Here is a 22599-nt window from a genome sequence, read left to right on the forward strand (position 1 = left end):
CGTGCGGGGAACGCAGTGACCCGCGAGGGCTTCGGGCGCTCCGAACGAAGCGAAGACCGCCTTTCAGTCGAGCGGCGGCACCCCTTCCAGAGCGCCGACCACTGGCGACTTTTTTGAGCTGCGCACCATCTCCAGTTCCGACACTGGCCGCCGCCACGATGATTACGGTCGGCGCTGACATCCGCATATGGCTGTCCACGAGACCGCCCAGGTCGAGAACGCGACGCTGGGCACCGTCGAGATTCGCGAATACGTGACGATCCACGACGCCGACATCGGCGACGGCGTCCAGATTTACGAAGGGGCCTCGATCAAGAAGGCGACTATCCATGGACCGACCGATATCAACGCGAACGCCTACGTCGAGAACGCGACGCTTGGCGAGTCCGTCCAGGTCGGGCCCAACGCCTCCATCGTCGGCGTAACCCACGACCTCACCGACGCAGGCATGGAGTTTCAGAACGACACGTTCGACGAGATAGTCATCGAGAACGGGGCTTTCGTCGGCGCTGGCGCGGTGATCCTTCCGGGCGTCACGGTCGGCGAAAACGCCGTCGTCGGTGCCGGAACCACCGTCACCGAAGACGTCCCAGCCGAGACCGTGGTCCGGAGCGCCACGGAGACGGTACAGCGCTCCCTCTGAGCGTTGGCACAGCACCCCGGTTTCCACGTCCCAGCGGACCGTCCCGGGAGACGGACAGTAAAACCGCTCGCTCCGCTGGTGTCGCCGATAGACCGTCGACTAGCCCTACTCGGTTACGTCGACGAAGACCGTCGACTGAATCCACGCAGACGGGTTTTCGGGGTCGCCGATGTGGGCGACCGTGTCCACGCCGACGTCGTACTCTTCGAATGTCGCTCTGATGCTCTCTTGTGAATCGGTATCGTGCTCGTGCGTCATCGATGTGCTCCGTGTCTCGTCTGGCAGTTCCCTCGTCGGGCATGACTGCACTGGTCCGGTTCCCCGACCGAACCGTGTGCAGTCGCCGACCCGCGTCCTTACCACACTTTGTTGGTAGGGGTTGGCAGGTATCGGCTTGTCTACTAGCTGTATTCACCCGCCGCCCGCCTGGGACTATATGTATAGCCTCGCAATATCGCCACACTGACTCTCGCAACGGATGTCGGGAATCCGACACCGACCGTCCCGGTGACGGCAATTTTATTCACTCCCATCCGAAAGGTGGTGGCAATGGAACCGCTCCACGCACGCTACCCCTTTCTGGCGCGGTCGCGGGAGGCCGTCGAAGCCGCGGCGGTGGACTTGGGCGAGATCGTCGCCACTGACGAGACGGTCACGGCGCGCGCGCTGGAGCGGGTCGAATCAGCAATCACGGACGGCACTGTCGGGGAACCACGGCGGACCCGCGTCGAACTGCTGTCGTACCCGGTCGCCCGCGTGCTGGTGTCGCTCGTCGACGTGCACATCTGCACCCGGAAGTACGCCCAGGCGGAGGCCGAGGCGGCCTACGACCGGTTCACAGAGGAGTTCGCGACGACGACGGAACTGAAATCGACCCAGCGCGAGACGCTGGACCGCACGGAACTCCTCGCGGAGTTCGACCTCGCGAGCGCCGTCAGCGACACTGGTGACGGCTACCGCGTCGAGGTCGGCGCGTATCTCGACCTGGCGGCCGACCAGCGGGGCGATTCCTGGCGGCTGGTCAATCGGCCACTGGCCGACGGCGAGGTCAGGGTCACCGCCGAGGAACTGAACGTCCTCCTGAAACAGGCCATCCGCCATCGGGTCACTGACGGCCTGCCGTTCACCGTCCCCGACGCTATCGCCGATGAGCTAACAGAGGAAGTCGACCGCTTAGAGGAAGTGCTCTCGGAACTGGAACTCACCCGCGAAATCGACACCGTTGTCCCGGAACTGTTCCCGCCCTGCATGAAGTCCCTCCTCGACCGGGTGCAGAAGGGCGAACATCTCGAACACCACTCCCGGTTTGCTATCGCGACTTTCCTCATCGGCATCGGGATGACGACGGACGAAATCGTCGACCTGTTCCAGGTCAACCCCGGCTTCGGCGAGGAGGCGACCCGGTATCAGGTTGACCACATCCGCGGGGAGACCAGCCCGACGGAGTACTCGACGCCGGCGTGTTCGACCATGCAGTCCTACGGCGACTGTGTCAACATGGACGACCTCTGTGAGACGATTTCCCACCCGATGGGCTACTACGAGCAGAAGATAGACGACACCGACGAGGAGGAACTGGTCGACTGGCGCGAGGACGAGGGCGACGAAGAGGCCGACGCCTAGAACTGCTGGCGTTCGAGCCAGAGGCCGGCAGCGGTCATAAACACGACGAAGAGGCCGATTGCGCCGATGAGCGCGTAGCCGCCCGTCGCCTCTACGGTTGACCCGTCCAGATACATCTGTGAGGCGGTGATAGTTGCGCCGACGAACAGCACGACGGCGACCGCCGAGATGACGATTTGCAGGAGCGTCTCCCGCTCGATATCCATGCTCTGCGGTTTCACAGGGCCGGCAAAAAGGGTATCGAAGCGCCGGAGCCCGCTGGCCGAGCCATTTAGGACCGTGTAGCACCTACGTTTCAACTGGACGCATTGGAAAATACAGCCGCGTCCGCACCTATGACGCTTATCGAGCCTTCCGCTGACCGGCACAGTACCGCACTTGCACCGGACCTCCGTTCCCTCCCGGACCGGGCAGCCCGCGCCTGGACCGAGCGCATGGCCGTGCGCCCGCGAGCGGGCAGTACGTACGCTGTGACGACGGAGAGCGAAAGCACGTACCTCGTCGACGTCGCACAGCACTCCTGTACCTGTCCCGACAACCGCATCCGCGGCGAGCACTGCAAACACCTCCGGCGCGTCGCCATCGAAATCACTGCCAAGCGGATCGCGCCGCCCGGGAAGGAACGGGCGACCTGTGACGCCTGTGGTACCGTCACCTTCGTCGCCGCGGACGCACAGGCGCCGCATCTCTGTGGGCACTGCCGACTGGAGACCGGCGACATCGTGCGGGACCGCGAGACGGGCGACAGACTCGTCGTGACGGCCGTCACCGACACGTCGGCCGACGACTGGACCATCGAGGCAACGGGCGAGACAGTCGCCGACTACGACACCAACGATGGCTACCCATCCGACGACCTCGTTGTGCTGGTGACGTATCTCTCGGACGCTGTCCGCGCGACCGACCCGCGAGAGTACGCCTTTCCCCTGTCGCGGCTCCGCCGCGTCGAGGACGCCGAACTCATCGGCAGTGAGACCCAGTAATCGAACGCCTGCGAACCGCTACTCCAGCATCGCCGCAGCTTCTTCCTTGTCGAGGTCGCCGCGCTCGAAGGCCGACAGCACGTCCAGCACGCTCTGGTCGGGGCCGTCGTCGCCCACCTCGTCCAGCGTGACCTTCTCGGAGTTACCCACGAACTCGTCGAAGTCAGTCCCGTCGGAGAGGGCCTTCTCCTTCTTGACGCGGTAGTTGCCGCCGTCGGTCGTGTGGAGGTCCGCCGGGTGGAAGAAGTACCAGTCCTCGCGGTCGAACCGGACGCCGATACGCGGCTTCGCGCCGAAGTTCCGGGCGAAAAACAGTAGCGCCTCGACCTCCTCGCCGGTGAGATAGATGGGGTCGCCGGCGCTGGATTTCGCCTCGATAGCGTAGAACGTCTCGCCGTCGCCCGAGAGCACGTCCGGCAGTTCCCGCTCGGTCGCGCTGCCGCTGGCCGGCGCGCGCATCACCGCAAAGCCCGCCTCGTCGAGTGCGTTGACCAGTTCGCGCTCGCGGCGGTCGCCCTTCGCGTTCGAGTTTGCCATTATCAGGACGTGGAGCGACGGGGGTAAAACCGTTCAGATACGGCCAGACCGTTCATTCCGTTCAAAGGGCCGTACATCGATTTGACCTATCGCGGGGCATATACGCACCAGTCCCATCCCACGTCATGGAATGATTTCGTTCGCAACAGCAGAGACAGTAATGATAGCGGCGCAGAACGGGGAGCGACGCCAATGAGACGACGACGATTCATCGCCACGGGCGCGGGCGTCGGGGTCGGTCTCCTCGCCGGCTGTTCCGGGTCGAGCGACTCCGGCGGGTCTGACGGGACCAGCGGTGACGGAACCAGTGACGGCGGCTCCACCGACGAGGACGCGATGACGGACGACGGCGGAACCGTTGGGACGTTCCGGCTGCTGATCAGCGACCAGCCCGCGGCTATCGGCGACTTCGACTCGCTCGACGTGTCCTTTTCACGGGCCCGCATCTTCCATGCAGGCGGGGAGGATACAGGGAGTGAGACCGAAGCCACGGAGTCGGCCGGGGCAACCGAGACGAACGAAACTGCCACGACGGAGGCGACAGAGACAAACGAGACTGCAACGGCCGAACCGACCGAGACGGCGGAGATGGACGACGTAGACCAGCCGGAGGACGAAGCCGACGAAGATGAGACGGAAGACGAGGAGGGCGACGACAACAACGGCTTCGTCGTCCGCGACCTCGACGGCGCGACCGTCGACCTCACCGAGGTCGTCGGCGACAAGGCCATCGGCGTCCTCGACGGCGAACTCGAAGCGGGCCGCTACAGCAAGATCGAACTGTACGCCGAATCCGTCGACGGGGTCGTCGACGGGGCGTCGGTCGACGTGAAGATCCCGAGCGAGAAGCTCCAGCTCACCAAGCCGTTCGAAGTCGTCGCCGGCGAATCGGTCGACTTCGTCTTCGACATCAACGTCGTCAAGAAGGGCAACGGCGGCTACAACCTCCTACCGGTCATCTCGGAGAGCGGCGTCGCTGGCAAGGACGTTGAGGTGGAGGAAGTCGGCGAAGGTACAGATGCCGACGACAATGACGATGACGACGAGGAGACCGAAGTCGAGACGACGGAAACCGAGGAAACGGATCGCGACTCGATGACGGAGTCGGACCAGCGCGGCAACGAAACGACGGCCGCCGAGTAACGCTCAGCTACGCTTAGTCTTCGATTCGGGACTCCAGTTCCTGAATGACCTCGTCGGTCGTCCCGCCGTCGCCGCGAACCGCCTGCGTGTAGCGTTTGTATTCTTTGGGAGACACCTGGACAGTCTTGGTCTCGCCTTTGTGCGAAATTTCCAGTTTCACGGTGCCGTGTGGGTTGTTCCGTCGCCGGAAGCTCGCCATCGCCGTGAAGACGAACCAGAACGCCACGCACGTCCCGATGAAGTACGCCATCGTCGTTTCGAACGCCAGCGTCTGTCCGCCCACCGTCCAGTTGTAGGGATATGCTACCTGAAACAGCCCGACGCCGACCAGACAGAGGAATGCGCCGACGGTGACACCGCTCTGTTCCCGGCGGCTCGAGGGGAGCACGGCGACGACACTCAGGAACATTGCGGGGATTCCCAGCCCACCCAGCGTCCCGCCGAGTTTCTCGGCGGCGTGGGGTGCAGTTGCGCCGACGACTGCCGACAGCGGCGTCGTCACCAGAAGTATCGCCACGACCACCGCCAGCGCGCCGACGAACCCCAGGGTCGCACCGGCAACGACGCGGCGGGGATCGCGTCCCTCCCAGCGCCGGTCGTTGTACGCGTCCCCGAGATTCTCCATACCGGCCCGTTGGCACCCGACCCACAAAACGGTACGTCAGACGCGTGTGCGACGCTGTACGGCGGCCAGCGCGCCGTCGCCAGCAGCTGTCAACGTACCGAGATGGTCGCTGTCGACCGATTCAAACGAAGCGTCCGGAAGCCGCTGTGCGAGGGCGTTCCCCGTCGACGGGGCGACGTTGGCGTCGTTTCGTCCCTGAAACACAGTAACCGGCACTGAAATGTCTTCGAGGGCAAACGGCCATGGCTGTGAGAGGAGTCGCTGCTCGCGGATGATCCCGCTTGGACCGCGTGCCATCGACGTGAGCATATCCGCACGGACGACCCGAGCCACCTCCTCGGCTGCCAGGGCGTCTGTTTCCGGTGTCTCCTCGGCAACGAACCCGACAGCGTAGGACGGATCCCGGCGGAGGGCGAACCATCGTTGCAGCCGGAAGAGTCGCCCGAGCGCCCACGGAGCGTGTCGGGACAGCGCCCCCACGAACTGCTGGACGCGCCCCGTCGAACCGATTGACGGTGGGCCGCTGCTGCCCAGGAGCGCGATTCGCTCTATCTCGGGCAGTCGGTGACAGGCCAGCGCGAACGCGCCGCCGCCGGAGAAGCCGACGGCACCAGCCGCGTCGACATCGAGATGGGACAGGAGGTTCGCGGCGTCGTCCGGCCAGTCCTCGAACGTAATAGCTGCGTCTTCGGAGTTCCCGATGCCCGGCCGGTCCGGAGCGATGAGGTTGATGCCGCGTTCGCGAGCCGGCGCGGCGAGCAGCCGTGCGGCGACGTGTGATCCGGGGGTACCGTGACAGAAAAGGACCGGATAGCCGTCGGCGTCACCGTAGGTGGCGTAGGCCAGCCGCCGACCGTCAGAGAGTGAGATCGACTCCGTCTCGGAGTCCTCGGGCAGCCAGTCGGTGGCCGGGATCGGCGGCGCGGACCCCATCCGTCGTTATTCGCTCTGGATGCGCGGTGCGAGCATGTACGTGACTCGGCCCTGCCCCTCGGCGAAGCTGAAGTGCATCTTGACCGGGAACTCCTCGCCGAGTTCCATCTCGACCTCGGCGTCCTTCGGGATGGCCTTGTTCATGTTCTTCAGGTAATCCAGCGAGAACAGCGAGTGGGCGTCCCCGGGAGTGAGGTCGATGAGGTCGTCGCGGGTGAGTTCGAGGTGGACGTCGTCGGTGTCGCCCTCGGCGTCGACGTAGAACAGTTCCTCTGTCGCGTCGACGCCCAGCGCGATGTGGTCGCTGACCATGTCCGCGGCGGTGACCGACCGGTCGATATCCTTGCCCTCGATGACGATGTTCGCCGAGAGGTCCAGGTCCGGGAGGTCGGGCTCCTGACGGATGGAGTCGGGGTCGATAAGGGCGAGGGTGTATTCCAGGCCGTCGATAGAGATGTGGAGCTTTCGGGTCTCCTCGTCCAGGTCGAGGTGGACGAGCTGGCCGGCGTCGGCCATGCCGGCGATGTCTTCGAGGCGGGAGAGGTTGACGCCGATGAGCCCACCATCAGTCTCGTAGGACTCGAACGCCGCCGCGTCGAGTCGCAGGTCGACCATTCCAACGTTTGCCGGGTCGACTGCCCGGATTTCCAGCCCGTCTTCTTCGAGGTGGATCTTGCACTCGTCCACCAGCACGCTCACAGAGTCGAGAGTCGCCTGGAGCGTGTCTGCGCTCACGATGGCGTTGAACATCTTGAACCGGACTATGCCCCCATCCATTAAAAAGTCCCTCATTGAAACCGCGTGCGCGCGAGCGACCGAGGACGGGCCAGCGGTTACGAGCGACACCGGTTATCGAGTAATCGGGCCGAACGCGAAGCGGCAGTGCGGAGCGTTACTCCGGCGAAGCGGTCAGACCTCCGGTTCGAACACGTCGGGGTTTGCCGCCCCTTCACGGTTGATGACAGCCATCATGCCCTTGCGGGCGACCCGGGAGAGCGCGTGGTCGACCAGTTTGATGGGTCCAGGCACCTCGGCGTGGAGGGTCGCGATGGCACAGGACCCCGGCTTGACCGGCGTGGTCTGGACGTACTTGTTCGGCGGCCCAGCGATAGAGCCCTGCTGCCAGACCTCGTCCCAGACGGAGCCGATGGGGTGGAAACTGGAGTCGAGGTTCGGACCGCCGGTCACGAAGTACACCCGGGCTGTCTCACCCACCTGCATGCTGGGCGCGCCGTGAACGTCCGGCGTGATTGCGTACTTCTCGCCGTTCATCAGGACGTACGTCGGCTCTTCGGCCGCCATCGCCTCCATGTCGAAGTCGTGGTGCCCCTTCTCGCCGGTGTCGCCGGTGGTGTACAGTTCGTGCTGGCCGAAGTAGAACTCGTGGTCCACTTTGGGCAGCCCCTCTTTCGGCTCAACGAGTATCATCCCGAACATCCCCGAGGAGATGTGCATATCGAGGTTCGGGACGGCGCAGTGGTAGATGAACGCGCCGGGGTAGGTGGCCTTGAACCGGAACGTCTTGGTCTGGCCCGGCGTGACCATCGACGCCTCAGCACCGCCACCGGGGCCGCGGACCGCGTGGAGGTCGATGTTGTGGGGCATCGAGTTCCCCTCCTCGTTCGTGATGGTGAGTTCGACGGTGTCGCCACGGCGGACTCGGATCATCGGGCCGGGAATCTGGTCGCCGAAGGTCATGTACGTGTAGGTGACGCCCGGCTCAATCTCTGCGACCTGCTCTTTGGTGGTCATCTCGACCGACACGGTCTTTGGCTCCGACCGGTCGATTGGGTCCGGGATTGCGGTCGGGTCCGCGGCAATACGGTCGACGTCAGTCTGTTGTGCGGCGTTCATAGCTGGCTCCTGTGGGGTCGTCTTCGCCTCGGTCGGTTGCTCTTTTGCGCCCGGTGCGCTGGCACAGCCCGCAAGCGCGGCCGTGCCGACGCCCAGGGCTTCTAACACCCGCCTCCGCGTCGCCGTCGGAATGGTTGACATTGGGAGGTCACTTCCTACAGATAGGACTCAGCGCGTGACCTGTATATATGGGGACGGCAAATCTCAGCCGCTGAGACGCGTTCTTGCGCGGTAAGAATGGCTCTGAACGTGTTCGGCTTGATGGTAAAGCACGTAGTCACGTCCTTGGCGCTTGCCCTGATTGTCGGTGCGGCAATCGACTGGCGACTGTCGTGCCGTGGCTCGGCCGGAAACTTCGAGTCGGCATCCATTTCAGCGCTGACCGCCTTCCCACTACTATGACTGCGATTTCGCCGCATTTCGGCGCTCAAAACGTGTCACAGCGCGGTGTGTGGTAACCATGTCGGGCAAAGACGACTACTACAACAGAGCGAAGCAGGAGGGGTACCGCGCGCGGTCGGCCTACAAGCTCCAGCAGCTAGACGACACGGCCGGCTTGCTGGGCGAGGGGCGGACCGTCGTGGACCTCGGCGCTGCCCCCGGCGGGTGGATGCAGGTCGCGGCCGAGCGGATCGGCGAGCGCGGGACGCTGGTCGGCGTCGACCGCCAGACCATCGACGAGCTGGAGGACCCCGAACCGACCGTCGAGTACGTCCGCGGCGACATGACCGAGGACAGCACGAAAGACGAAATCCGCGAAATTGTCGGGGAGAGCGACGGCAGCGGCGGCCCGGTCGATGTGGTCATCTCCGACATGGCCCCGAATATGACCGGCCAGTACGACCTCGACCACGCCCGGTCGGTCCACCTGGTCCGGCAGGCCTTCGAGGTCGCGACGGACCTGCTCGACGCGGGCGGGGACTTCTGTGCGAAGGTGTTCGACGGACAGGACCTCGACGACCTCATCGCCGATATCGAACCGGAGTTCGAGTACGTCCGTGAGGTCCGCCCCGACGCCTCCCGTGACTCCTCCTCGGAGCTGTATCTGGTTGCGAAACACCGCCTGACCGGGCCGGTCCGCGAGGGTGACATCGTCGAAGTCACTATCGACGACATCGGCGAGGAGGGTGACGGTATCGCTAAAGTCGAGAACTTCACTGTGTTCGTCAGCGGCGTCGAAGCGGGTGAGACCGTCGAGGTCCGCATCGACGACGTGAAGCCCCGGTACGCGTTCGCCGAACCGGTCGAGTGAGCCGCTGGCAGTCGTTTTTCAGTCGGCCCGTGCCGGGGTCGGTGCGACGTCGTTCCGCCGAGCGAAGCCGACGACGGCGTAGACAAAGGGCGTGTCGAGGACGGCGATAGCGAGCTTCAGCAAGTACTGGCCGACGATGAGCGCCAGCGCCTCGGCCGGCGGGACGCCCTGAAACAGGATGAAGCCGACGCCGACGAAGATGACCGTATCCAGTAGCTGGCTCGTAGCCGTCGAGCCGATGTTACGGAGCCAGAGTTTCTCGCCGTCGGTTCGGTCCCGAAGCCAGTGGAAGACGAACACGTCCCAGTTCTGGCTCACGACGTAGGCCGACAGGCTGGCGACGACGATGGCCGTGCTGGCCCCGAGCACGTTCCGGAACGCCGCGAGATCCACCGGCTGGGCCGCCTGCGGGAGCCCGGGGGCGAAGATGGTACTCCAGACCAGCGCCAGCAGGACGAAGTTCATGGCGAAGCCGACGTTGACGACGACCGTCGCGGCCCGCCGGCCGTACAGTTCGGCGTAGCAGTCGGAGGCGAAGAACGTCAGCGCGTACGCCAGCGCGGCCCCGGGCAGGACGAGCGTCGACCCGGCAAGCGGGAGCGAGAACGGCAGCGAGAACGCGAGCAGCTTCGAGGCGGTCACCTGTGAAGTGACCAGTGCTGTCACGAACAGCGCGACGAGGCCGACGCGCACCGCCTCCGACCGCTCACTGGTCATCGTCGAGTCGCCCCTGCCGTTCATCGATGTCGTCAAGCACGTCGAGCGTTTTCCGCACCGAGGCCCGAATGGCTTCGCTTCGGTTGACGAACTTCCCGTCTTCGCCGACGTGCTTGTCGATGTCGTTCAGCAGTTCGGCCGGGACCTCCACGCTTATCTTGGGCATATCTGAGGAATATATCAGGGGTGAGCATATGTACTGTGGTTCGACGACCGTCTGTCTCTACGTAGACGGCATGCGCCGGGATGACTATCTGACTCGTTTTGTTTTGCAGTTACTGTTGTGGAATATACCCGCAGATTGAAGCGGCAAGCAACGCTCGGATGTCTACCGCTGGCGGTGGGGGCTCGTCGCTGTATTCGTGGTGATAGCGCTGCTACCGACCGCTACGAGTATCTTCGTACGTTCCATGACAGCGGCGACGGCGTAATCATCGTCGAATACGATTCCAAGCGTCCGTGGCTGCGGTCAGTCAGCCGGTTCGCTGCGGCGGTTCGTCGTCCGCCGGCCGCCGAGCGTGTACACCCAGAGGATGCCGAGGCCGAGCATGTACGAAAGCGCCGTCGGAATGCCGACGATGAACATCGTGAAGATGCCGCTGGGCGAGAGAATCGCCGAGAGGGCGACGATGGCGATGACGACCTCCCGCCAGCGCTCGTACATCAGGTGGAACGGGATGATGCCGCCCTTGTGGAACAGGAACATCGTCACCGGGATCTCCGCCAGCAGGCCGATGCCGATGGTGAGGAAGAACACGAGCCAACCGAACTTGCTCACGCGGTAGGCGATGACCATGTTCGAGTTCAGCTGGTCGTAGGCGATCCAGGAGATGGTCATCGGGGCCACGTAGAGGAAGCCGAGCAGGCTCCCGCCGATGAGCGCGGCGAACAGCGTCCCGCCCCAGATGCCCAGGATGTTGCGGTTGCCGATGACGAGGCCGCGCTCGCGCATCGCCGGCCACGCGAAGTACAGCACAACGGGGATGACAGAGACGGCCCCGAGTATCGTCGAGAACTTGACGATGAACACCAGGTGCTCGACGGGGTGGAGCGTGACGATGCTCACGTCGGCGGCCATCTCCGGCGGGAGCCGGCTGACGAACGTCCGCTGTATCGACCCGATGCCGCCCTGATAGAGGAACAGGAACGCGGCGGCGAGCACTGCCCCGAAGATGCCCAGAATCACGAACGCCCGGGAGGCCAGCGCGCTGAGGATGAACTGAATGTCGTAGTAGTAGCCGCCGATTTCGTCTTCCGTAGTCTCGTCCTCGGTGAAGGCATCGACCATGCCGGCGGTCGTCGAGGTGAACACGCCTGCCTCTTCTTCGTCCGCTTCGGCGGTCTCGTCCGCGCCGTCGCCACCGTCACCCTCCGAGTCGTCCTCGTGGGCCATGTCCCACCGGTCGAGGACGGCCTGGGCTTTCTCCTTGTTGTCGTCCGCGAGGGCGCGGTCGGCGTGGGCGAGCGCCTCGTCCTCGGTCATCTCCTCGAACACTTCCGGCGGAGCAACCTCGACGGCCGAGGCGTTGAGTTCGTCGATGTCGATAGCCGTCGGGTCACCGACCTGACCGGGACCGGCCTTCTCCGAGAGGGCGGTCAGGACGTGGTAGTAGAGGACGACGACAGCACCGATGACACCGAACACGGCAGCGAGAAGCAGTGCCGTGCTCTCGACTGGGAGTCCGAACAGCGCCGGCGGCTGGATGTCGCCGGTGAGCCGGTCGGAGGGGAACACCTCGGCGAACCGCTGAACGTACTGAAATGCCGGCGTCGCCAGGACGTAGTACACCACGCCGCCGCCCAGCACTGCACCGCCGAGAATCGTGTTCCAGTGCCCGCGAGCGACGGCGCTGGTACTGACGAGGTCACCGGAACGCCTGACCAGCATCGCGAGCTTCGCCAGCGCGAGGCTGATGCCGTAGAGACCACACAGCGGCGCGGCCCACATAATCTGGGTGAAGGGGTCCGGCGGCGAGAACAGCGCGCCGAAGGCGAAAATCCCCATTACCGCGTAGCGCCACTTGTCCCGGAACGTCTCGTAGGGGACGATCTCGGTGTAGGAGAGCACCGTCATCACGAGGGGCAACTGGGCGGCGAGTCCGAAGGAGACGGCCAGCAGGAAGACGAACTGGAACCACTTGACGATGGAGTACTGTGGCGTGAAGCCGGCCTTGAACGCGTCCCCGGCGAGGAAGTTGAACATCAGCGGGAAGAACAGTTCGTAGGCGTAAGCCACGCCGCCGAAAAACAGACCTAAGCTGATCGTGACGAACAGCGCGCCCTTCCAGGTCGGGATGTGCTCGGCCGGCCACCAGCCGCGCTGGCGGAGTCCGTCGCGGCCGAAGTAGATCAACAGCGGCAACGACATGAGAATCCCGATGACGGCGCCGATTTTCACCTGCAGGAGGATGACGTCGAAGGGCGTGACCGCGACGATGCTCGTGGCCTCCTGCGTGGTGAGGTCCATCTGCGAGTACAGGAGATCGGCGCGTAGCGTGTCCCAGACGCCGTACTGCAGTCCCATGATCGTGCCGATCATCCCGATGACGAAGACGATGAACACCTTCTGGAGGTGCACCTGCGCCGAACGGAGCATCGCGCCGAGCGTGGCGCGCCCGCTCTGAACCGTCTGGACGGTGTCCTCGTCGATAGCACTCGCCATCTTCTCTGTGCCTAGCCCAGTGGGCGTTATCAATTTATTCATCCCGGTGACAGCCACTGCTCGAAAAGAAAGTTTACAACACCCACCGTCTAAGCCCGGGACAGATGGAGGACGGTGACGCAGACGACGAGCGGCGCGGGTCCGAAGAGCCGCCACTACCGTCCGACGACGAATCCGACGAGTCGTCGATCCCCACCGACCCCGTGGCCGAGGCCGATGCCGATCGGGAGACGGACGAAGTAACGAGCCCCGGTCCCGCGCCGGCCGGCGGCAATGAGGATACCGTTGGCTCTCACGCCACGCCGACTGAATCCGAATCCAACGCCGGGCTGTTCGACCGGGACGCGTCGGACGTTGCCGCCGCTGTGCCGGCGGACGTTCCGACCGACTGGGGCAAGTCGACGCCGTCACCGGCTGGTGCCGGCGGTTCCGCGCCGACGACCGGCGGCGGGAACGCGCCCACCTACGACCCGGATGAGGACATCGTCGACGAGGGCGCGCCCGACGACGAGGAGATGCCCCTCGCCGACCACGTCGAGGAGATGGCGATGCGGCTGTTCGTCGTCGTCGGCGTGATGGCCGTCGTCGCCGTCATCGCCCTGCCGTACTCCGACGAACTCATCAATTTCCTGTGGTACTCCTTCCTCGATGGCCCGGCAAGCCAATGCGGTCAGGTCGCGACGAATGCCGATGGCAGTGTCGTCGAAGGGGCGGACTGTCCGAACGTGTACAACCCGCTCGCGCTGATTCTGGCGCGGCTGAAAGTGTCCTCGCTAGTCGGCTTCATCGCCGCCTTGCCGGTGTTCGTCTACCAGACGTACTTGTTCATGCGGCCGGGACTGTACCCCCGCGAGCGGCGCTACTACCTCGCGGCAGTCCCGACCAGTCTGGTCCTCGCAGCCGTCGGCGTCGGCTTCGCGTACTTCGCCGTGCTGCGGGCGATGTTCGACTACTTCATCACCTACTCCGACCGCGCGGCCGACCTGGCCTTCGGCCTGAGCGAGACGTTCAACCTCATCATCCTGATGCTCGGGCTGTTCGCGCTCATCTTCCAGATTCCGCTGTTCGTGATGCTCGCGGTGATGATGGGCGTGACGACGCGCCAGTGGCTCCAGGACCGGCGGCTGTACTTCTGGGGTGGCTTCGCCGCCGTGGCGTTCCTGTTCAGCCCGGACCCGACCGGGATGGCCCCGCTCATGGTCGCCGTGACGATGATCGGCCTGTTCGAGGGGACCCTGCTGCTCCTCCGCTGGACCGGCAGCACGTCGCCGGTGCCGACGGCCGACGACCTCGCCGCTCGCCGTCCCGCCGCGTGGCTGGTCTTCGGTATCGCCGGCTACCTGCTCAGCCCCGCGCCGGTGCCGACGGGCTACTACGAGCGGCTTCCGGCCACCGTCACCGAGACGCTGGCGGCCGTCGGCCTCGGGAACGCCACGCCGATGCTCGTCGGCGGCGGGATGATCGTCCTGTTCGAGGCGCTGGCGTACGTGAACAAGAACTACTACGGCTCGGTCAGGCTCTGGCGCGGGTTCCGGGCCGCACGCCTGCCGGTGTGGGCCGTCGCCATCGTCGTCGGCTACCTCGGCAGCCCCGACCCGACGCTGTTCCGCCTCGTGAACCAGTTCAGCCTCCCGCGAAACGCCGCAATCGCTGTCGCCGCCGGCCTCGTCCTCCTCTACGAGGGGACCATCGCCGTCGCGCGCTGGCGAAACCGGGGTGAATAAGATGGGAACCCTCCTCGTCGCCCGGCACGGCGAGACGACGTGGAACCGCGACGGGCGCATCCAGGGATGGGCGCCGAGTCGGCTGACCGACCAGGGACAGGAGCAGGCCACGGCGCTCGGGGCGTGGCTTGACGACCGCTACAGCGTCGACCGCGTCTTCGCCTCGGACCTCCGGCGCACCCGTGAGACGGCTGCCGCGGTCGGTGACGGCTACGGCGGCTTGCCCAACCCAGAGTTCGACACCGACTGGCGCGAGCGCGGCTTCGGAATCGTGCAGGGCCTGTACGCCGACGAACTACTTGATGAGTACCCCGACCACGACCGGGACGCGAGCGTCATCTCGCTGGATGCGGCCCCGGAGGGCGGCGAGGGCATTCCGACCTTCCGCGGACGGGTCGAGTCGGCCTGGGACCGGGCAATCGCGACGACCGACGCCGGTGAAACCACGCTGGTGGTCACCCACGGCGGCGTCATCAAGGTCCTGTTGGCGAAACTCACGGATATAGACCCGGACGCGGCGCTGGCCGAACACTCACAGGCGAACTGCGCCGTCAACGAGATTCGGCTCGATGGGGACAGCCCCGAACTGGTCGGCGAGGAACTGACTGGCTGGCGGACGTTGCTTGACTGAGCCCTCAGTCGACGGACGGGTAGTCGGCGTCGAAGACGTTGCTGACCACGTCCTCGGTCTCCGCTTCAGCTGGCTCCTCCGTTTCGGGGCTCACACTGCCGGTTTCGTATCCGTGGAGGTCCAGCGTTACGTGATCGAAGCCACAGTCCTCGATGTGGTCGCGGGCGGTGCGAACGAAGTCGGGGTCGAGCGCCGTTTCGAGCTCTTCCTCGCCGACTTCGATGCGGGCGAGGCCGTCGTGGTCGCGTACGCGGAACTGCTCGAAGCCCCACGTTCGCAGGAGGCGCTCGGCCTTCTCGACGCGGGAGAGGCGTTCCTCCGTGACTTCGAGCCCAGTCGGAATCCGCGATGAGAGACACGCCATCGAGGGCTTGTCGGCTACGGAGAGGTCGTACTCGCGGGCGATTTCGCGGACTTCGGACTTCTCGATGTCGTGTTCCAGCAGCGGGGAGTAGGCGTCCAGTTCTTCGACGGCGCGCAGGCCGGGGCGGTGGCCCTCGCCCACGTCGGAGGCGTTCGTCCCGTCACACACCACGTCGATGCCGAGTTCGCGGGCGCGGTCGTACATCGCGCCCAGGCGCATCGACCGGCAGTGGTAACACCGCATGTCGTCGTTCTGGATGAACTCGTCGCTGTCGAGTTCGGAGAACTCCACGATTTCGTGACGGATACCGATCTCCTCCGCGACGCGCGTGGCGTCCGTCAGTTCGGCAGCGGGGAGCGTCTCGGACTTGGCGGTACAGGCGATAGCGTCGTCGCCGAGGGCGTCGTAAGCCAGTGCGGCGACGACACTCGAATCGACCCCACCGGAGAAGGCGATAAGCACGCCGTCTCGCGACTTGAGGTCTTCGCGGGCGGCCGCTAGCTTCTCCGAAACAGCAGACATGGGATTCCTTTCTCGGTGGAGCGCAAAAACGCCTTCGCGTTCGGTGTTTAGCTGACGTAGTCGAAGCGGTGTCGACTACCCACTCCGCCGCCGGAGCCGCTGGCAACGGGTTTTTTCTCGCTGGCGTCGAATGGGCGGGCAGATGGAGCTCGAATCGGTTCCGGGCGTCGGGGCAAAGACAGCCGCGGCGCTCCGGGAACTAGACGATCCGGAGGCGGCACTCCGGGACGGCGACGTGGCGTCGCTCGCACACGCACCGGGCATCAGCGAGGGTCGGGCCGCCCGCATCGCTCGCGGTGCGATCCGGGCCGAACACGACGACCCCGGTGGGTTCACCGCGACGAAACGCGCCCGGGAAATCCACGAGGATGCACTGGCCCTGTTGACCGAGCGGACAGTGACCGACTACGCCGCGAAGCGACTGGAGACGATCTATCCCAGCGGCGTCCGCAGCCGCATCGAGGAGGTCCGGGCGTTCGCCGAGTCGGCGATGGCCCGCGACCCCGACCCGGCAGTTCTCGACGCCCTGTCGGCCGTCGAACCGCTTTCTGAACCCGGCGACGTGCGGGTCCGGGACCGCTGTCTGGCGACCCGCGACGCCGAGCGCTACGCCGACGCGCAGGCCGCGATTCCGGAGGTCAGTGTCGAGGTCGTCGACGACGCCCGCCAGCTGGCCGAACTCGCCCGCTCGTACTCGACGGTCGTCGCGCTGGACGAGGCCTTCGCCGGTGTTGACGTGGATGGCGATGTCCGGGTAGAACCGAACGCGCTCGAAGAGCCCGAATCCGTCGTGCCCGAACGCGTGCTCACCTTCTTCGCTCGCAACCGCGACCGGATACGGGCCGCTGCCGAGGTCCACCGCGTCGCCGACCTCGATTCGCCGTGTGACCTGGAGACGCTCCTGTCGGCGCTCGACCAGCTCGACGAGGACGGGAGCGTCAGCGGCGACGAGGAGCTCGACCGCCTCGCCACCGCCGTCGACGACCTCGACGCGGCGGTCTCCACGGCTGAAAGCGTCGCCAACGACCACCTCCGGGAGGCCATCGAGGAGCAGGACGTGACCATCGAGGGGACGGACCTGCTGTCGCTGGTCGAACGCGGCGCGGGCGTCGACTCGCTGCTCCAGCGGGAACTGGCCGACGAGTACGCCGCCGCCGTCGAGAAAGCCCGCGACCACCTCGTCGACGCGCTGGCGCTCCGAGACATGGAGGCGACGGCGCGCCGGGCCTTCCCCGACGAGCCGGCCTACCCGGTCGAACACAGCGAGGACGTCGTCGCCCGTCTCCGCGAGGAACTGACCGCCGCGCGCGACCAGCGCGCGACCCGCCGGAAACGGGAGCTGGCCGACGACCTCGCCGAGATGCGCGAGGCAGCCGAGTCGCTGGTCGACGCGACGCTGGAACTGGACGTGGAGCTGGCCATCGCCCGCTTCGCCGCGGACTTCGACTGCACGATGCCGGACCTGACCGAGTCCGAGGGCGTCGCCATCGAGGGCGGGCGCTCGCCGCTGCTCGACGTGCCCTTCGAAACAGTCGAGCCCGTCGACTACGCTGTCGAGGGCGTCACCGTCCTCTCGGGGGTCAACAGCGGCGGCAAGACCTCGACGCTGGACCTCGTGGCGCTGGTGACGACGCTCGCCCACATGGGCCTGCCCGTCCCGGCGGAGTCTGCCCGCGTCGGCCGGGTTTCGGAACTCCACTACCACGCCAAGACCCAGGGCACGCTGGACGCCGGCGCGTTCGAGGCCACGCTGCGGGAGTTCGGGGACCTCGTCGCGGACGTCGATCACCGCAACCCGGGACGAGACGACGGTGCCGCTACCGACGGCCCAGCGGCCGGGACCGACGACCGCCCGGTGATGGTGCTGGTCGACGAACTCGAGTCGATAACCGAACCCGGGGCCAGCGCGAAGATTATGGCCGGCATCCTCGAAGCGCTCGGCGAACGACAGGCCACGGCGATTTTCGTCTCCCACCTCGCACGCGACATCAGCGAGGCCGCCGAGACCGACATCAGCATCGACGGCATCGAAGCCAAGGGGCTGGAAAACGGCGAACTGCGCGTCGAGCGCTCGCCTGTCAAGGGGAAACTTGCCCGCTCGACGCCGGAACTCATCGTCGAGAAGCTCGCCGACGACGGTGCCGACGATGCCGATGGGTTCTACAGTGATCTACTCGGGAAGTTCGAGTAGCGACGGCCGGCGAAACCGCGCCCCCTCGTGTACCTGTCACTGCTCGTGAAGCTGTGGCAAATGGTTAAGTGGGCCGCGAAGCTCGGTGAAAGTGATGAGCGACGACCCCGAGGACCGGATGCTCGGCTGGGACGAGTCCGTCTTTCGGGACGAACACGTCTTCGAAATCGACTGGCTCCCGGAGACGTTCAAACACCGGGACACCCAGATGGAGACGCTGAAGTACGCGCTCCGGCCGGCCGTCCGCGGGTCGCGCCCGCTCAACGTCATCGCCCGCGGACCGCCCGGAACGGGGAAGACGACGGCCGTCCAGATACTGTTCGACGAACTCACCGCCCAGACGGACGTGAAAACCGTGCGGGTGAACTGCCAGATGGACTCGACGCGCTATGCCGTCTTCTCGCGCCTGTTCGCCGAGATATTCGACTACGAACCACCGTCCTCGGGCATCTCCTTCAAGAAATTGTTCTCACAGATCACCGACAAACTGGTCGAGGAAGACGAGGTGCTCGTCGTCGCCCTTGACGACGTGAACTACCTGTTCTACGAGAGCGAGGCCAGTGACACGCTGTACTCGCTGTTGCGCGCCCACGAGGCCCACTCCGGCGCGAAAATCGGCGTTATCTGTGTCTCCTCGGACCTCGAACTGGACGTCATCGACGCCCTCGATACCCGCGTCCAGTCCGTGTTCCGCCCGGAGGAGGTGTATTTCAACCCCTACGGACAGGCCGAAATCGCGGACATCCTGGGCGAGCGCGCCGACCGGGGGTTCAACGAAGGTGTCGTCGGCCCCACGGTGCTTGACCGCGTCGCCGAACTGACCGAAGAACAGGGCGGGGACCTCCGGGTCGGTATCGACCTCCTGCGCCGGGCCGGGATGAACGCCGAGATGCGTGCCTCCCGCTCTGTCGAAACGGAGGACGTCGAGGAGGCCTACGACAAGTCCAAATACGTCCACCTCTCCCGCCGGTTGCGGGAACTGTCAGACTCGGAAACCGCGCTCGTGGAGGTCATCGCCGCCCACGACGGCCAGCAAGCCGGCGACATCTACGACGCCTTCTCCGAGCAGACAGACCTGGGTTACACCCGGTACTCCGAGATCATCAACAAGCTCGACCAGCTCGACATCATCGACGCCGACTACACCAACGTCGAGGGTCGCGGTCGGTCGCGGGAGCTGACGCTCAACTACGACGCCGATGCGGTGCTGGAGCGACTGTAATACAACGTCGGAAAACGTATTCTATCGGCAAAACGGAACCGAGTCAGTCCATCTTCTCGAACGTCGTTTCGGCCCACTGGACGGCGTAGTCAGCGCCGTACTCCAGATAGGCGTCGGTGTCGAGCGCGGCAAACGGCGCGGGCAGGTCGAGTCCGTGCTTGACGCCGCTACAGGCGAGTTCGGCGGCCGCGGCGAACTCCGTTTGGCCCTGGGCGATTTCGCTGGGGAGGTCTTCGAGGCGGGGCTGGAGGCGCTCGCCGGCATCCTCCCATGCCGCGTACAGCTCGGGGTAGTCGTCGGCCCAGTCGGCGAACTCCGCGCGGGTCTGGAGGCCCAGATACGCTGTGTACACCGCCGCTGCGAGCTGGTACCGGGCGTTGGCGTCGAGGTGGTCCTCGGTGGCGGCCACGAACTCCGGGTAGCGCTCGCCGAAGAAGCCAAGGAAATGCTCAGGTTCGTCGAGACTGACCTCGACGAGCGCCTCGGCGATGAGAAACGAGACGAAGTCGTCCGGCGAGGTCTCCAGCCGTGGCTTGACAAACACGCAGGGCGGGACTGTCTGGTGTGTCCAGGCGACACCGCCGTCCCCCGGCATCCCGATAGTCAGGTCGCTGCCGATGTACTCCTGTAGTACCTCCGGGGCTGTGGTCGGCAGCCACGCACCGTCGTAAGAAATCTGGTCGAGGCTGTCAGTCACCAGCAGGAGTTCCTCGGCGACTGCGGGGTCCAGCGTCTCGAAGTCACGGTCGCAGTTCAGTACGAGTGTCTCAGGGGCGTAGGCCGCACGTACTGCCGGCAGTTCGCCGGTCAGTGAACGCTCGGTGAACATCTACGCCGAGAACAGGACGAGGTTGATGACGATGCCGATTGACAGCAGTGCTGACACGCCGATTGTTCCGAGGACGATTTTCGTGGCCTTGCTCATGCCAATGAGTATCTCGGGCCGGACATTAAAACTTGAGAAACGATTTTCCAGGTCCGAGCCGTCCATCGGGTATGCGCCGCGAACGCGTTTCCACGGGCACAGACTGGGAACAGCAAGTCGGCTATTCGCGAGCGATACGCGCTGGCGACACCGTCCGCGTCGCCGGTACCATCGCCACGGACGACGACGGCGAGGTCGTCGCGCCGGGAGACCCGTACGAACAGACGAAACACGCCTTCGGTATCGTCGAGGACGCGCTCGCTTCTCTCGACGCCGCTATTGAGGACGTGGTCCAGACCCGGATGTACGTCACCGATATCGACGACCAGGAGCGGGTCGGCGAGGCCCACAGCGAGTTCTTCGGCGACGTGCGCCCCGCGGCGACGATGGTCGAGGTGAGCGGACTGGCAACACCCGAGGCCGTCGTCGAGGTCGAAGCCGTCGCGCAGGTCGAGTGACGCGGTCGACAGCGGGCCGGTGTGGCTGATAGCCTCCGGCGTCAGTCGTCAGTCGCACCGACGCCCGCCCGTCTGGCAACGTCGCGCCACCCGCCGGACCAGAACCGCCCCGCGTTGACCGCGGCCTTCAGGTAGAAGTCGCCGACGAGCGCAGCGAAGATTGCGGGTAGTCCGAGTCCGAGGCCCGGCGAGACGGCGACGCCGACGAGTGGGACCGTCACGATGAACGACGATGGGAGGGCGAGCGCGGCCACCGGGAGCCGGTAGCAGTAGCCGCCCAGAAACGTCCCGTACAGCGGCCAGCGGGTGTCACCAGCGCCACGAAGGCTGCCCCGCATCGTCCGGGAGATGGAGAAGCCGGCGACGAGCAGGCCGAAGACGCGGACGAACGCTGCCGCCAGATCGGGGTAGGCCGTCCCGAACAGGGCGACGATAGGGCGGGCAAACACCACGAGCAGGACCGCCGCGACGAGCTGGACGGCGAGCGCGACGCGAAGCGTTTGCCAGCCGTAGGCGGTCGCCTCCCGCTCGTCACCGGCACCCAGCGACTGCCCGACCAGCGTTGACGCGGCGGTCGCATAGCCCCACGCCGGCATCAGCGCGAGCAGCATGACCCGGCGGCCGATGGCGTAGGCCGCGAGCGTCGGCGTCCCCAGCACGCCGAGGATGAACAGGAACGGAAAGCGGGCGAACGTCTGGAGCAGTCGCATTCCGGACAGCGGGAGCGCGACGCGGACGATTTCGCGCATGAGGTCGGCGCTGAACTGTGTTCCGCCGGGCCGGAGCGTGACGACGTAGCGCCCGGACAGCAACAGTCCGAGGAAAATCACCGCCGCGAGCGTGTTCGCGATGGCCGTCCCCCACGCCGCACCGGCGATGCCGAGTTCGGGGAACGGGCCCACCCCGAAGATGAGGACGGCGTTGAGCGCGACGTTCGTCGGCAGCGTGAGCAGGCGGACGTACATCGGCGTCTTCGTGTCGGCGCTGCCGGCCAGCGCGCGGGCGGCGACCATGCTCCAGAACCGCGGGGCCAGCGACAGCATCACGATAGCCAGATACGTCGCGCCGAACCGGATGGTCGCCGGATCGTCGGTGAGAACCCCCACCAGAAGATCCGGATAGCGCCAGCAGAGCGCCGACAGCGGGATGGAGATGAGCAACGCGATCCACAGCGATTGCTTGACAGCGAGGTTCGCGCGCTCGGGCTGGTCGGCTCCCTGCAGCCGTGAGACGACGCTTATCGTCCCGGAGGAGACCGCCAGCGAGAGCCCGAACCCGACGAAGTAGTACTGGAAGCCGAGTTCGAGGCCGGCAATAGCCGCGTCACCGAGCGCCAGGCCGACCATCAGGAAGTCGGCGAGGCGCAGCAGGATCCGGAGCCCGCCGGTGACCATCACCGGCGCGGCGAGATCTGTCGCGGCAGTCGCCTTCTCTCGGTCGACGAGCCCTGCACTGGCCAGCAATGCCGGGAACGCAGTCAGAAGACGACGGAGGCGACCACCAGTCGACATCGCTCTGACCTGGGAAGTCCAGCCCCCTGTGGGTTTCGGGACGAGGCCATAGACTTTTCTCCCGTAACGCCGACAGGCC

General features: G+C 65.6%; 24 protein-coding genes. 10 read left to right on the plus strand and 14 right to left on the minus strand.

Annotation, left to right across the window (positions count from 1 at the left end):
• Positions 1 to 187: 187 nt before the first annotated feature.
• Complete coding sequence (locus HAH_RS00570; RefSeq protein WP_014039140.1) at positions 188 to 643, plus strand: acyltransferase; 456 nt, start codon at positions 188 to 190, stop codon at positions 641 to 643.
• 105 nt (positions 644 to 748) lie between these two features.
• Here the strand turns inward: HAH_RS00570 and HAH_RS19790 are convergent, their stop codons facing one another.
• Positions 749 to 901, minus strand: coding sequence for a hypothetical protein (locus HAH_RS19790; protein ID WP_008307040.1), 153 nt, complete (start codon positions 899 to 901; stop codon positions 749 to 751).
• A gap of 291 nt (positions 902 to 1192) precedes the next feature.
• Here HAH_RS19790 and priL point away from each other — a divergent pair, with 291 nt between their 5' ends.
• Positions 1193 to 2266: a DNA primase regulatory subunit PriL gene (gene priL / locus HAH_RS00575; protein ID WP_014039141.1), complete on the plus strand. Its 1074-nt coding sequence runs from the start codon at positions 1193 to 1195 to the stop codon at positions 2264 to 2266.
• Here priL and HAH_RS00580 read toward each other — a convergent pair.
• Complete coding sequence (locus HAH_RS00580) at positions 2263 to 2472, minus strand: DUF7472 family protein (protein WP_014039142.1); 210 nt, start codon at positions 2470 to 2472, stop codon at positions 2263 to 2265. The genes priL and HAH_RS00580 overlap by 4 nt on opposite strands.
• A gap of 129 nt (positions 2473 to 2601) precedes the next feature.
• Between HAH_RS00580 and HAH_RS00585 the strand changes: the two genes are divergently transcribed.
• Positions 2602 to 3249 (plus strand): SWIM zinc finger family protein, encoded by a 648-nt coding sequence (locus tag HAH_RS00585; protein WP_023843060.1) that lies wholly within the window; start codon positions 2602 to 2604, stop codon positions 3247 to 3249.
• An 18-nt stretch (positions 3250 to 3267) separates the two neighbouring features.
• Here the strand turns inward: HAH_RS00585 and hjc are convergent, their stop codons facing one another.
• Complete coding sequence (gene hjc / locus HAH_RS00590; protein ID WP_014039144.1) at positions 3268 to 3786, minus strand: Holliday junction resolvase Hjc; 519 nt, start codon at positions 3784 to 3786, stop codon at positions 3268 to 3270.
• Between the two features lie 192 nt (positions 3787 to 3978).
• Here hjc and HAH_RS00595 point away from each other — a divergent pair, with 192 nt between their 5' ends.
• Positions 3979 to 4929: a DUF4382 domain-containing protein gene (locus HAH_RS00595; protein WP_014039145.1), complete on the plus strand. Its 951-nt coding sequence runs from the start codon at positions 3979 to 3981 to the stop codon at positions 4927 to 4929.
• A gap of 13 nt (positions 4930 to 4942) precedes the next feature.
• On the opposite strand, the gene HAH_RS00600 is transcribed toward HAH_RS00595, so the two are convergent.
• From HAH_RS00600 to nirK, 4 genes are all read right to left on the minus strand, one after another.
• The gene (locus HAH_RS00600) at positions 4943 to 5554 is read right to left on the minus strand and encodes a DUF7139 domain-containing protein (RefSeq protein WP_014039146.1); all 612 of its coding nucleotides are present in this window, start codon (positions 5552 to 5554) and stop codon (positions 4943 to 4945) included.
• A 36-nt stretch (positions 5555 to 5590) separates the two neighbouring features.
• Positions 5591 to 6487: an alpha/beta fold hydrolase gene (locus tag HAH_RS00605; RefSeq protein ID WP_014039147.1), complete on the minus strand. Its 897-nt coding sequence runs from the start codon at positions 6485 to 6487 to the stop codon at positions 5591 to 5593.
• A 6-nt stretch (positions 6488 to 6493) separates the two neighbouring features.
• Positions 6494 to 7237, minus strand: a complete 744-nt coding sequence (locus tag HAH_RS00610) for a DNA polymerase sliding clamp (protein ID WP_004516027.1) — start codon at positions 7235 to 7237, stop codon at positions 6494 to 6496.
• A gap of 159 nt (positions 7238 to 7396) precedes the next feature.
• On the minus strand, positions 7397 to 8482 hold the full coding sequence (gene nirK, locus HAH_RS00615; RefSeq protein ID WP_014039148.1) for a copper-containing nitrite reductase: 1086 nt from the start codon (positions 8480 to 8482) through the stop codon (positions 7397 to 7399).
• Positions 8483 to 8801: 319 nt separating this feature from the next.
• Here nirK and HAH_RS00625 point away from each other — a divergent pair, with 319 nt between their 5' ends.
• Positions 8802 to 9593, plus strand: coding sequence for a 23S rRNA (uridine(2552)-2'-O)-methyltransferase (locus HAH_RS00625; protein WP_014039149.1), 792 nt, complete (start codon positions 8802 to 8804; stop codon positions 9591 to 9593).
• 18 nt (positions 9594 to 9611) lie between these two features.
• Here the strand turns inward: HAH_RS00625 and HAH_RS00630 are convergent, their stop codons facing one another.
• The 3 genes from HAH_RS00630 to HAH_RS00640 form a co-directional block, all read right to left on the minus strand.
• Positions 9612 to 10310, minus strand: a complete 699-nt coding sequence (locus tag HAH_RS00630) for a queuosine precursor transporter (RefSeq protein WP_008307018.1) — start codon at positions 10308 to 10310, stop codon at positions 9612 to 9614.
• The gene (locus HAH_RS00635; protein WP_008307016.1) at positions 10300 to 10476 is read right to left on the minus strand and encodes a ribbon-helix-helix domain-containing protein; all 177 of its coding nucleotides are present in this window, start codon (positions 10474 to 10476) and stop codon (positions 10300 to 10302) included. The genes HAH_RS00630 and HAH_RS00635 overlap by 11 nt, the downstream gene beginning before the upstream one ends.
• A gap of 303 nt (positions 10477 to 10779) precedes the next feature.
• Complete coding sequence (locus HAH_RS00640; protein ID WP_014039152.1) at positions 10780 to 12972, minus strand: twin-arginine translocase subunit TatC; 2193 nt, start codon at positions 12970 to 12972, stop codon at positions 10780 to 10782.
• A gap of 104 nt (positions 12973 to 13076) precedes the next feature.
• On the opposite strand from HAH_RS00640, the gene HAH_RS00645 reads away from it, so the two are divergent.
• Together HAH_RS00645 and HAH_RS00650 are read left to right on the plus strand one after the other, a co-directional pair.
• Complete coding sequence (locus tag HAH_RS00645) at positions 13077 to 14696, plus strand: twin-arginine translocase subunit TatC (protein WP_014039153.1); 1620 nt, start codon at positions 13077 to 13079, stop codon at positions 14694 to 14696.
• A gap of 1 nt (position 14697) precedes the next feature.
• Positions 14698 to 15327: a histidine phosphatase family protein gene (locus HAH_RS00650; RefSeq protein ID WP_014039154.1), complete on the plus strand. Its 630-nt coding sequence runs from the start codon at positions 14698 to 14700 to the stop codon at positions 15325 to 15327.
• A gap of 4 nt (positions 15328 to 15331) precedes the next feature.
• Here HAH_RS00650 and larE read toward each other — a convergent pair whose 3' ends face one another.
• A complete protein-coding gene (gene larE, locus HAH_RS00655; protein WP_014039155.1) occupies positions 15332 to 16213 on the minus strand; it encodes an ATP-dependent sacrificial sulfur transferase LarE in 882 nt (293 codons plus the stop codon).
• A 142-nt stretch (positions 16214 to 16355) separates the two neighbouring features.
• Here larE and HAH_RS00660 point away from each other — a divergent pair, with 142 nt between their 5' ends.
• Positions 16356 to 18404, plus strand: coding sequence for a helix-hairpin-helix domain-containing protein (locus HAH_RS00660; RefSeq protein WP_014039156.1), 2049 nt, complete (start codon positions 16356 to 16358; stop codon positions 18402 to 18404).
• Positions 18405 to 18498: 94 nt separating this feature from the next.
• Positions 18499 to 19626, plus strand: a complete 1128-nt coding sequence (locus HAH_RS00665; protein ID WP_008307001.1) for an ORC1-type DNA replication protein — start codon at positions 18499 to 18501, stop codon at positions 19624 to 19626.
• A 43-nt stretch (positions 19627 to 19669) separates the two neighbouring features.
• Here the strand turns inward: HAH_RS00665 and HAH_RS00670 are convergent, their stop codons facing one another.
• Together HAH_RS00670 and HAH_RS20540 are read right to left on the minus strand one after the other, a co-directional pair.
• Positions 19670 to 20455 (minus strand): DUF7089 family protein, encoded by a 786-nt coding sequence (locus tag HAH_RS00670; protein WP_014039157.1) that lies wholly within the window; start codon positions 20453 to 20455, stop codon positions 19670 to 19672.
• Complete coding sequence (locus tag HAH_RS20540) at positions 20456 to 20551, minus strand: hypothetical protein (RefSeq protein ID WP_008306998.1); 96 nt, start codon at positions 20549 to 20551, stop codon at positions 20456 to 20458.
• A gap of 71 nt (positions 20552 to 20622) precedes the next feature.
• On the opposite strand from HAH_RS20540, the gene HAH_RS00675 reads away from it, so the two are divergent.
• Positions 20623 to 21009: a RidA family protein gene (locus tag HAH_RS00675; RefSeq protein ID WP_014039159.1), complete on the plus strand. Its 387-nt coding sequence runs from the start codon at positions 20623 to 20625 to the stop codon at positions 21007 to 21009.
• Between the two features lie 41 nt (positions 21010 to 21050).
• Here HAH_RS00675 and HAH_RS00680 read toward each other — a convergent pair whose 3' ends face one another.
• A complete protein-coding gene (locus tag HAH_RS00680) occupies positions 21051 to 22520 on the minus strand; it encodes an MATE family efflux transporter (protein ID WP_014039160.1) in 1470 nt (489 codons plus the stop codon).
• Positions 22521 to 22599 lie beyond the last annotated feature (79 nt).

The organism is Haloarcula hispanica ATCC 33960 (genome assembly GCF_000223905.1).
Classification (GTDB): domain Archaea; phylum Halobacteriota; class Halobacteria; order Halobacteriales; family Haloarculaceae; genus Haloarcula; species Haloarcula hispanica.

What these genes read in the sequence shown, in the direction of transcription:
- HAH_RS00605 (WP_014039147.1), bottom strand. Translation starts at nt 6,487, where the DNA reads ATGGGGTCCGCGCCGCCGATCCCGGCCACCGACTGGCTGCCCGAGGAC.
- HAH_RS00640 (WP_014039152.1), bottom strand. Translation starts at nt 12,972, where the DNA reads ATGGCGAGTGCTATCGACGAGGACACCGTCCAGACGGTTCAGAGCGGG.
- HAH_RS00570 (WP_014039140.1), top strand. Translation starts at nt 188, where the DNA reads ATGGCTGTCCACGAGACCGCCCAGGTCGAGAACGCGACGCTGGGCACC.
- HAH_RS00600 (WP_014039146.1), bottom strand. Translation starts at nt 5,554, where the DNA reads ATGGAGAATCTCGGGGACGCGTACAACGACCGGCGCTGGGAGGGACGC.
- HAH_RS00595 (WP_014039145.1), top strand. Translation starts at nt 3,979, where the DNA reads ATGAGACGACGACGATTCATCGCCACGGGCGCGGGCGTCGGGGTCGGT.
- HAH_RS00675 (WP_014039159.1), top strand. Translation starts at nt 20,623, where the DNA reads ATGCGCCGCGAACGCGTTTCCACGGGCACAGACTGGGAACAGCAAGTC.
- HAH_RS00670 (WP_014039157.1), bottom strand. Translation starts at nt 20,455, where the DNA reads ATGTTCACCGAGCGTTCACTGACCGGCGAACTGCCGGCAGTACGTGCG.
- hjc (WP_014039144.1), bottom strand. Translation starts at nt 3,786, where the DNA reads ATGGCAAACTCGAACGCGAAGGGCGACCGCCGCGAGCGCGAACTGGTC.
- HAH_RS00645 (WP_014039153.1), top strand. Translation starts at nt 13,077, where the DNA reads ATGGAGGACGGTGACGCAGACGACGAGCGGCGCGGGTCCGAAGAGCCG.
- HAH_RS00585 (WP_023843060.1), top strand. Translation starts at nt 2,602, where the DNA reads ATGACGCTTATCGAGCCTTCCGCTGACCGGCACAGTACCGCACTTGCA.
- HAH_RS00665 (WP_008307001.1), top strand. Translation starts at nt 18,499, where the DNA reads ATGAGCGACGACCCCGAGGACCGGATGCTCGGCTGGGACGAGTCCGTC.
- HAH_RS00680 (WP_014039160.1), bottom strand. Translation starts at nt 22,520, where the DNA reads ATGTCGACTGGTGGTCGCCTCCGTCGTCTTCTGACTGCGTTCCCGGCA.
- HAH_RS00580 (WP_014039142.1), bottom strand. Translation starts at nt 2,472, where the DNA reads ATGGATATCGAGCGGGAGACGCTCCTGCAAATCGTCATCTCGGCGGTC.
- HAH_RS00635 (WP_008307016.1), bottom strand. Translation starts at nt 10,476, where the DNA reads ATGCCCAAGATAAGCGTGGAGGTCCCGGCCGAACTGCTGAACGACATC.
- priL (WP_014039141.1), top strand. Translation starts at nt 1,193, where the DNA reads ATGGAACCGCTCCACGCACGCTACCCCTTTCTGGCGCGGTCGCGGGAG.
- HAH_RS20540 (WP_008306998.1), bottom strand. Translation starts at nt 20,551, where the DNA reads ATGAGCAAGGCCACGAAAATCGTCCTCGGAACAATCGGCGTGTCAGCA.
- HAH_RS00660 (WP_014039156.1), top strand. Translation starts at nt 16,356, where the DNA reads ATGGAGCTCGAATCGGTTCCGGGCGTCGGGGCAAAGACAGCCGCGGCG.
- HAH_RS00610 (WP_004516027.1), bottom strand. Translation starts at nt 7,237, where the DNA reads ATGTTCAACGCCATCGTGAGCGCAGACACGCTCCAGGCGACTCTCGAC.
- HAH_RS00650 (WP_014039154.1), top strand. Translation starts at nt 14,698, where the DNA reads ATGGGAACCCTCCTCGTCGCCCGGCACGGCGAGACGACGTGGAACCGC.
- larE (WP_014039155.1), bottom strand. Translation starts at nt 16,213, where the DNA reads ATGTCTGCTGTTTCGGAGAAGCTAGCGGCCGCCCGCGAAGACCTCAAG.
- HAH_RS19790 (WP_008307040.1), bottom strand. Translation starts at nt 901, where the DNA reads ATGACGCACGAGCACGATACCGATTCACAAGAGAGCATCAGAGCGACA.
- HAH_RS00630 (WP_008307018.1), bottom strand. Translation starts at nt 10,310, where the DNA reads ATGACCAGTGAGCGGTCGGAGGCGGTGCGCGTCGGCCTCGTCGCGCTG.
- HAH_RS00625 (WP_014039149.1), top strand. Translation starts at nt 8,802, where the DNA reads ATGTCGGGCAAAGACGACTACTACAACAGAGCGAAGCAGGAGGGGTAC.
- nirK (WP_014039148.1), bottom strand. Translation starts at nt 8,482, where the DNA reads ATGTCAACCATTCCGACGGCGACGCGGAGGCGGGTGTTAGAAGCCCTG.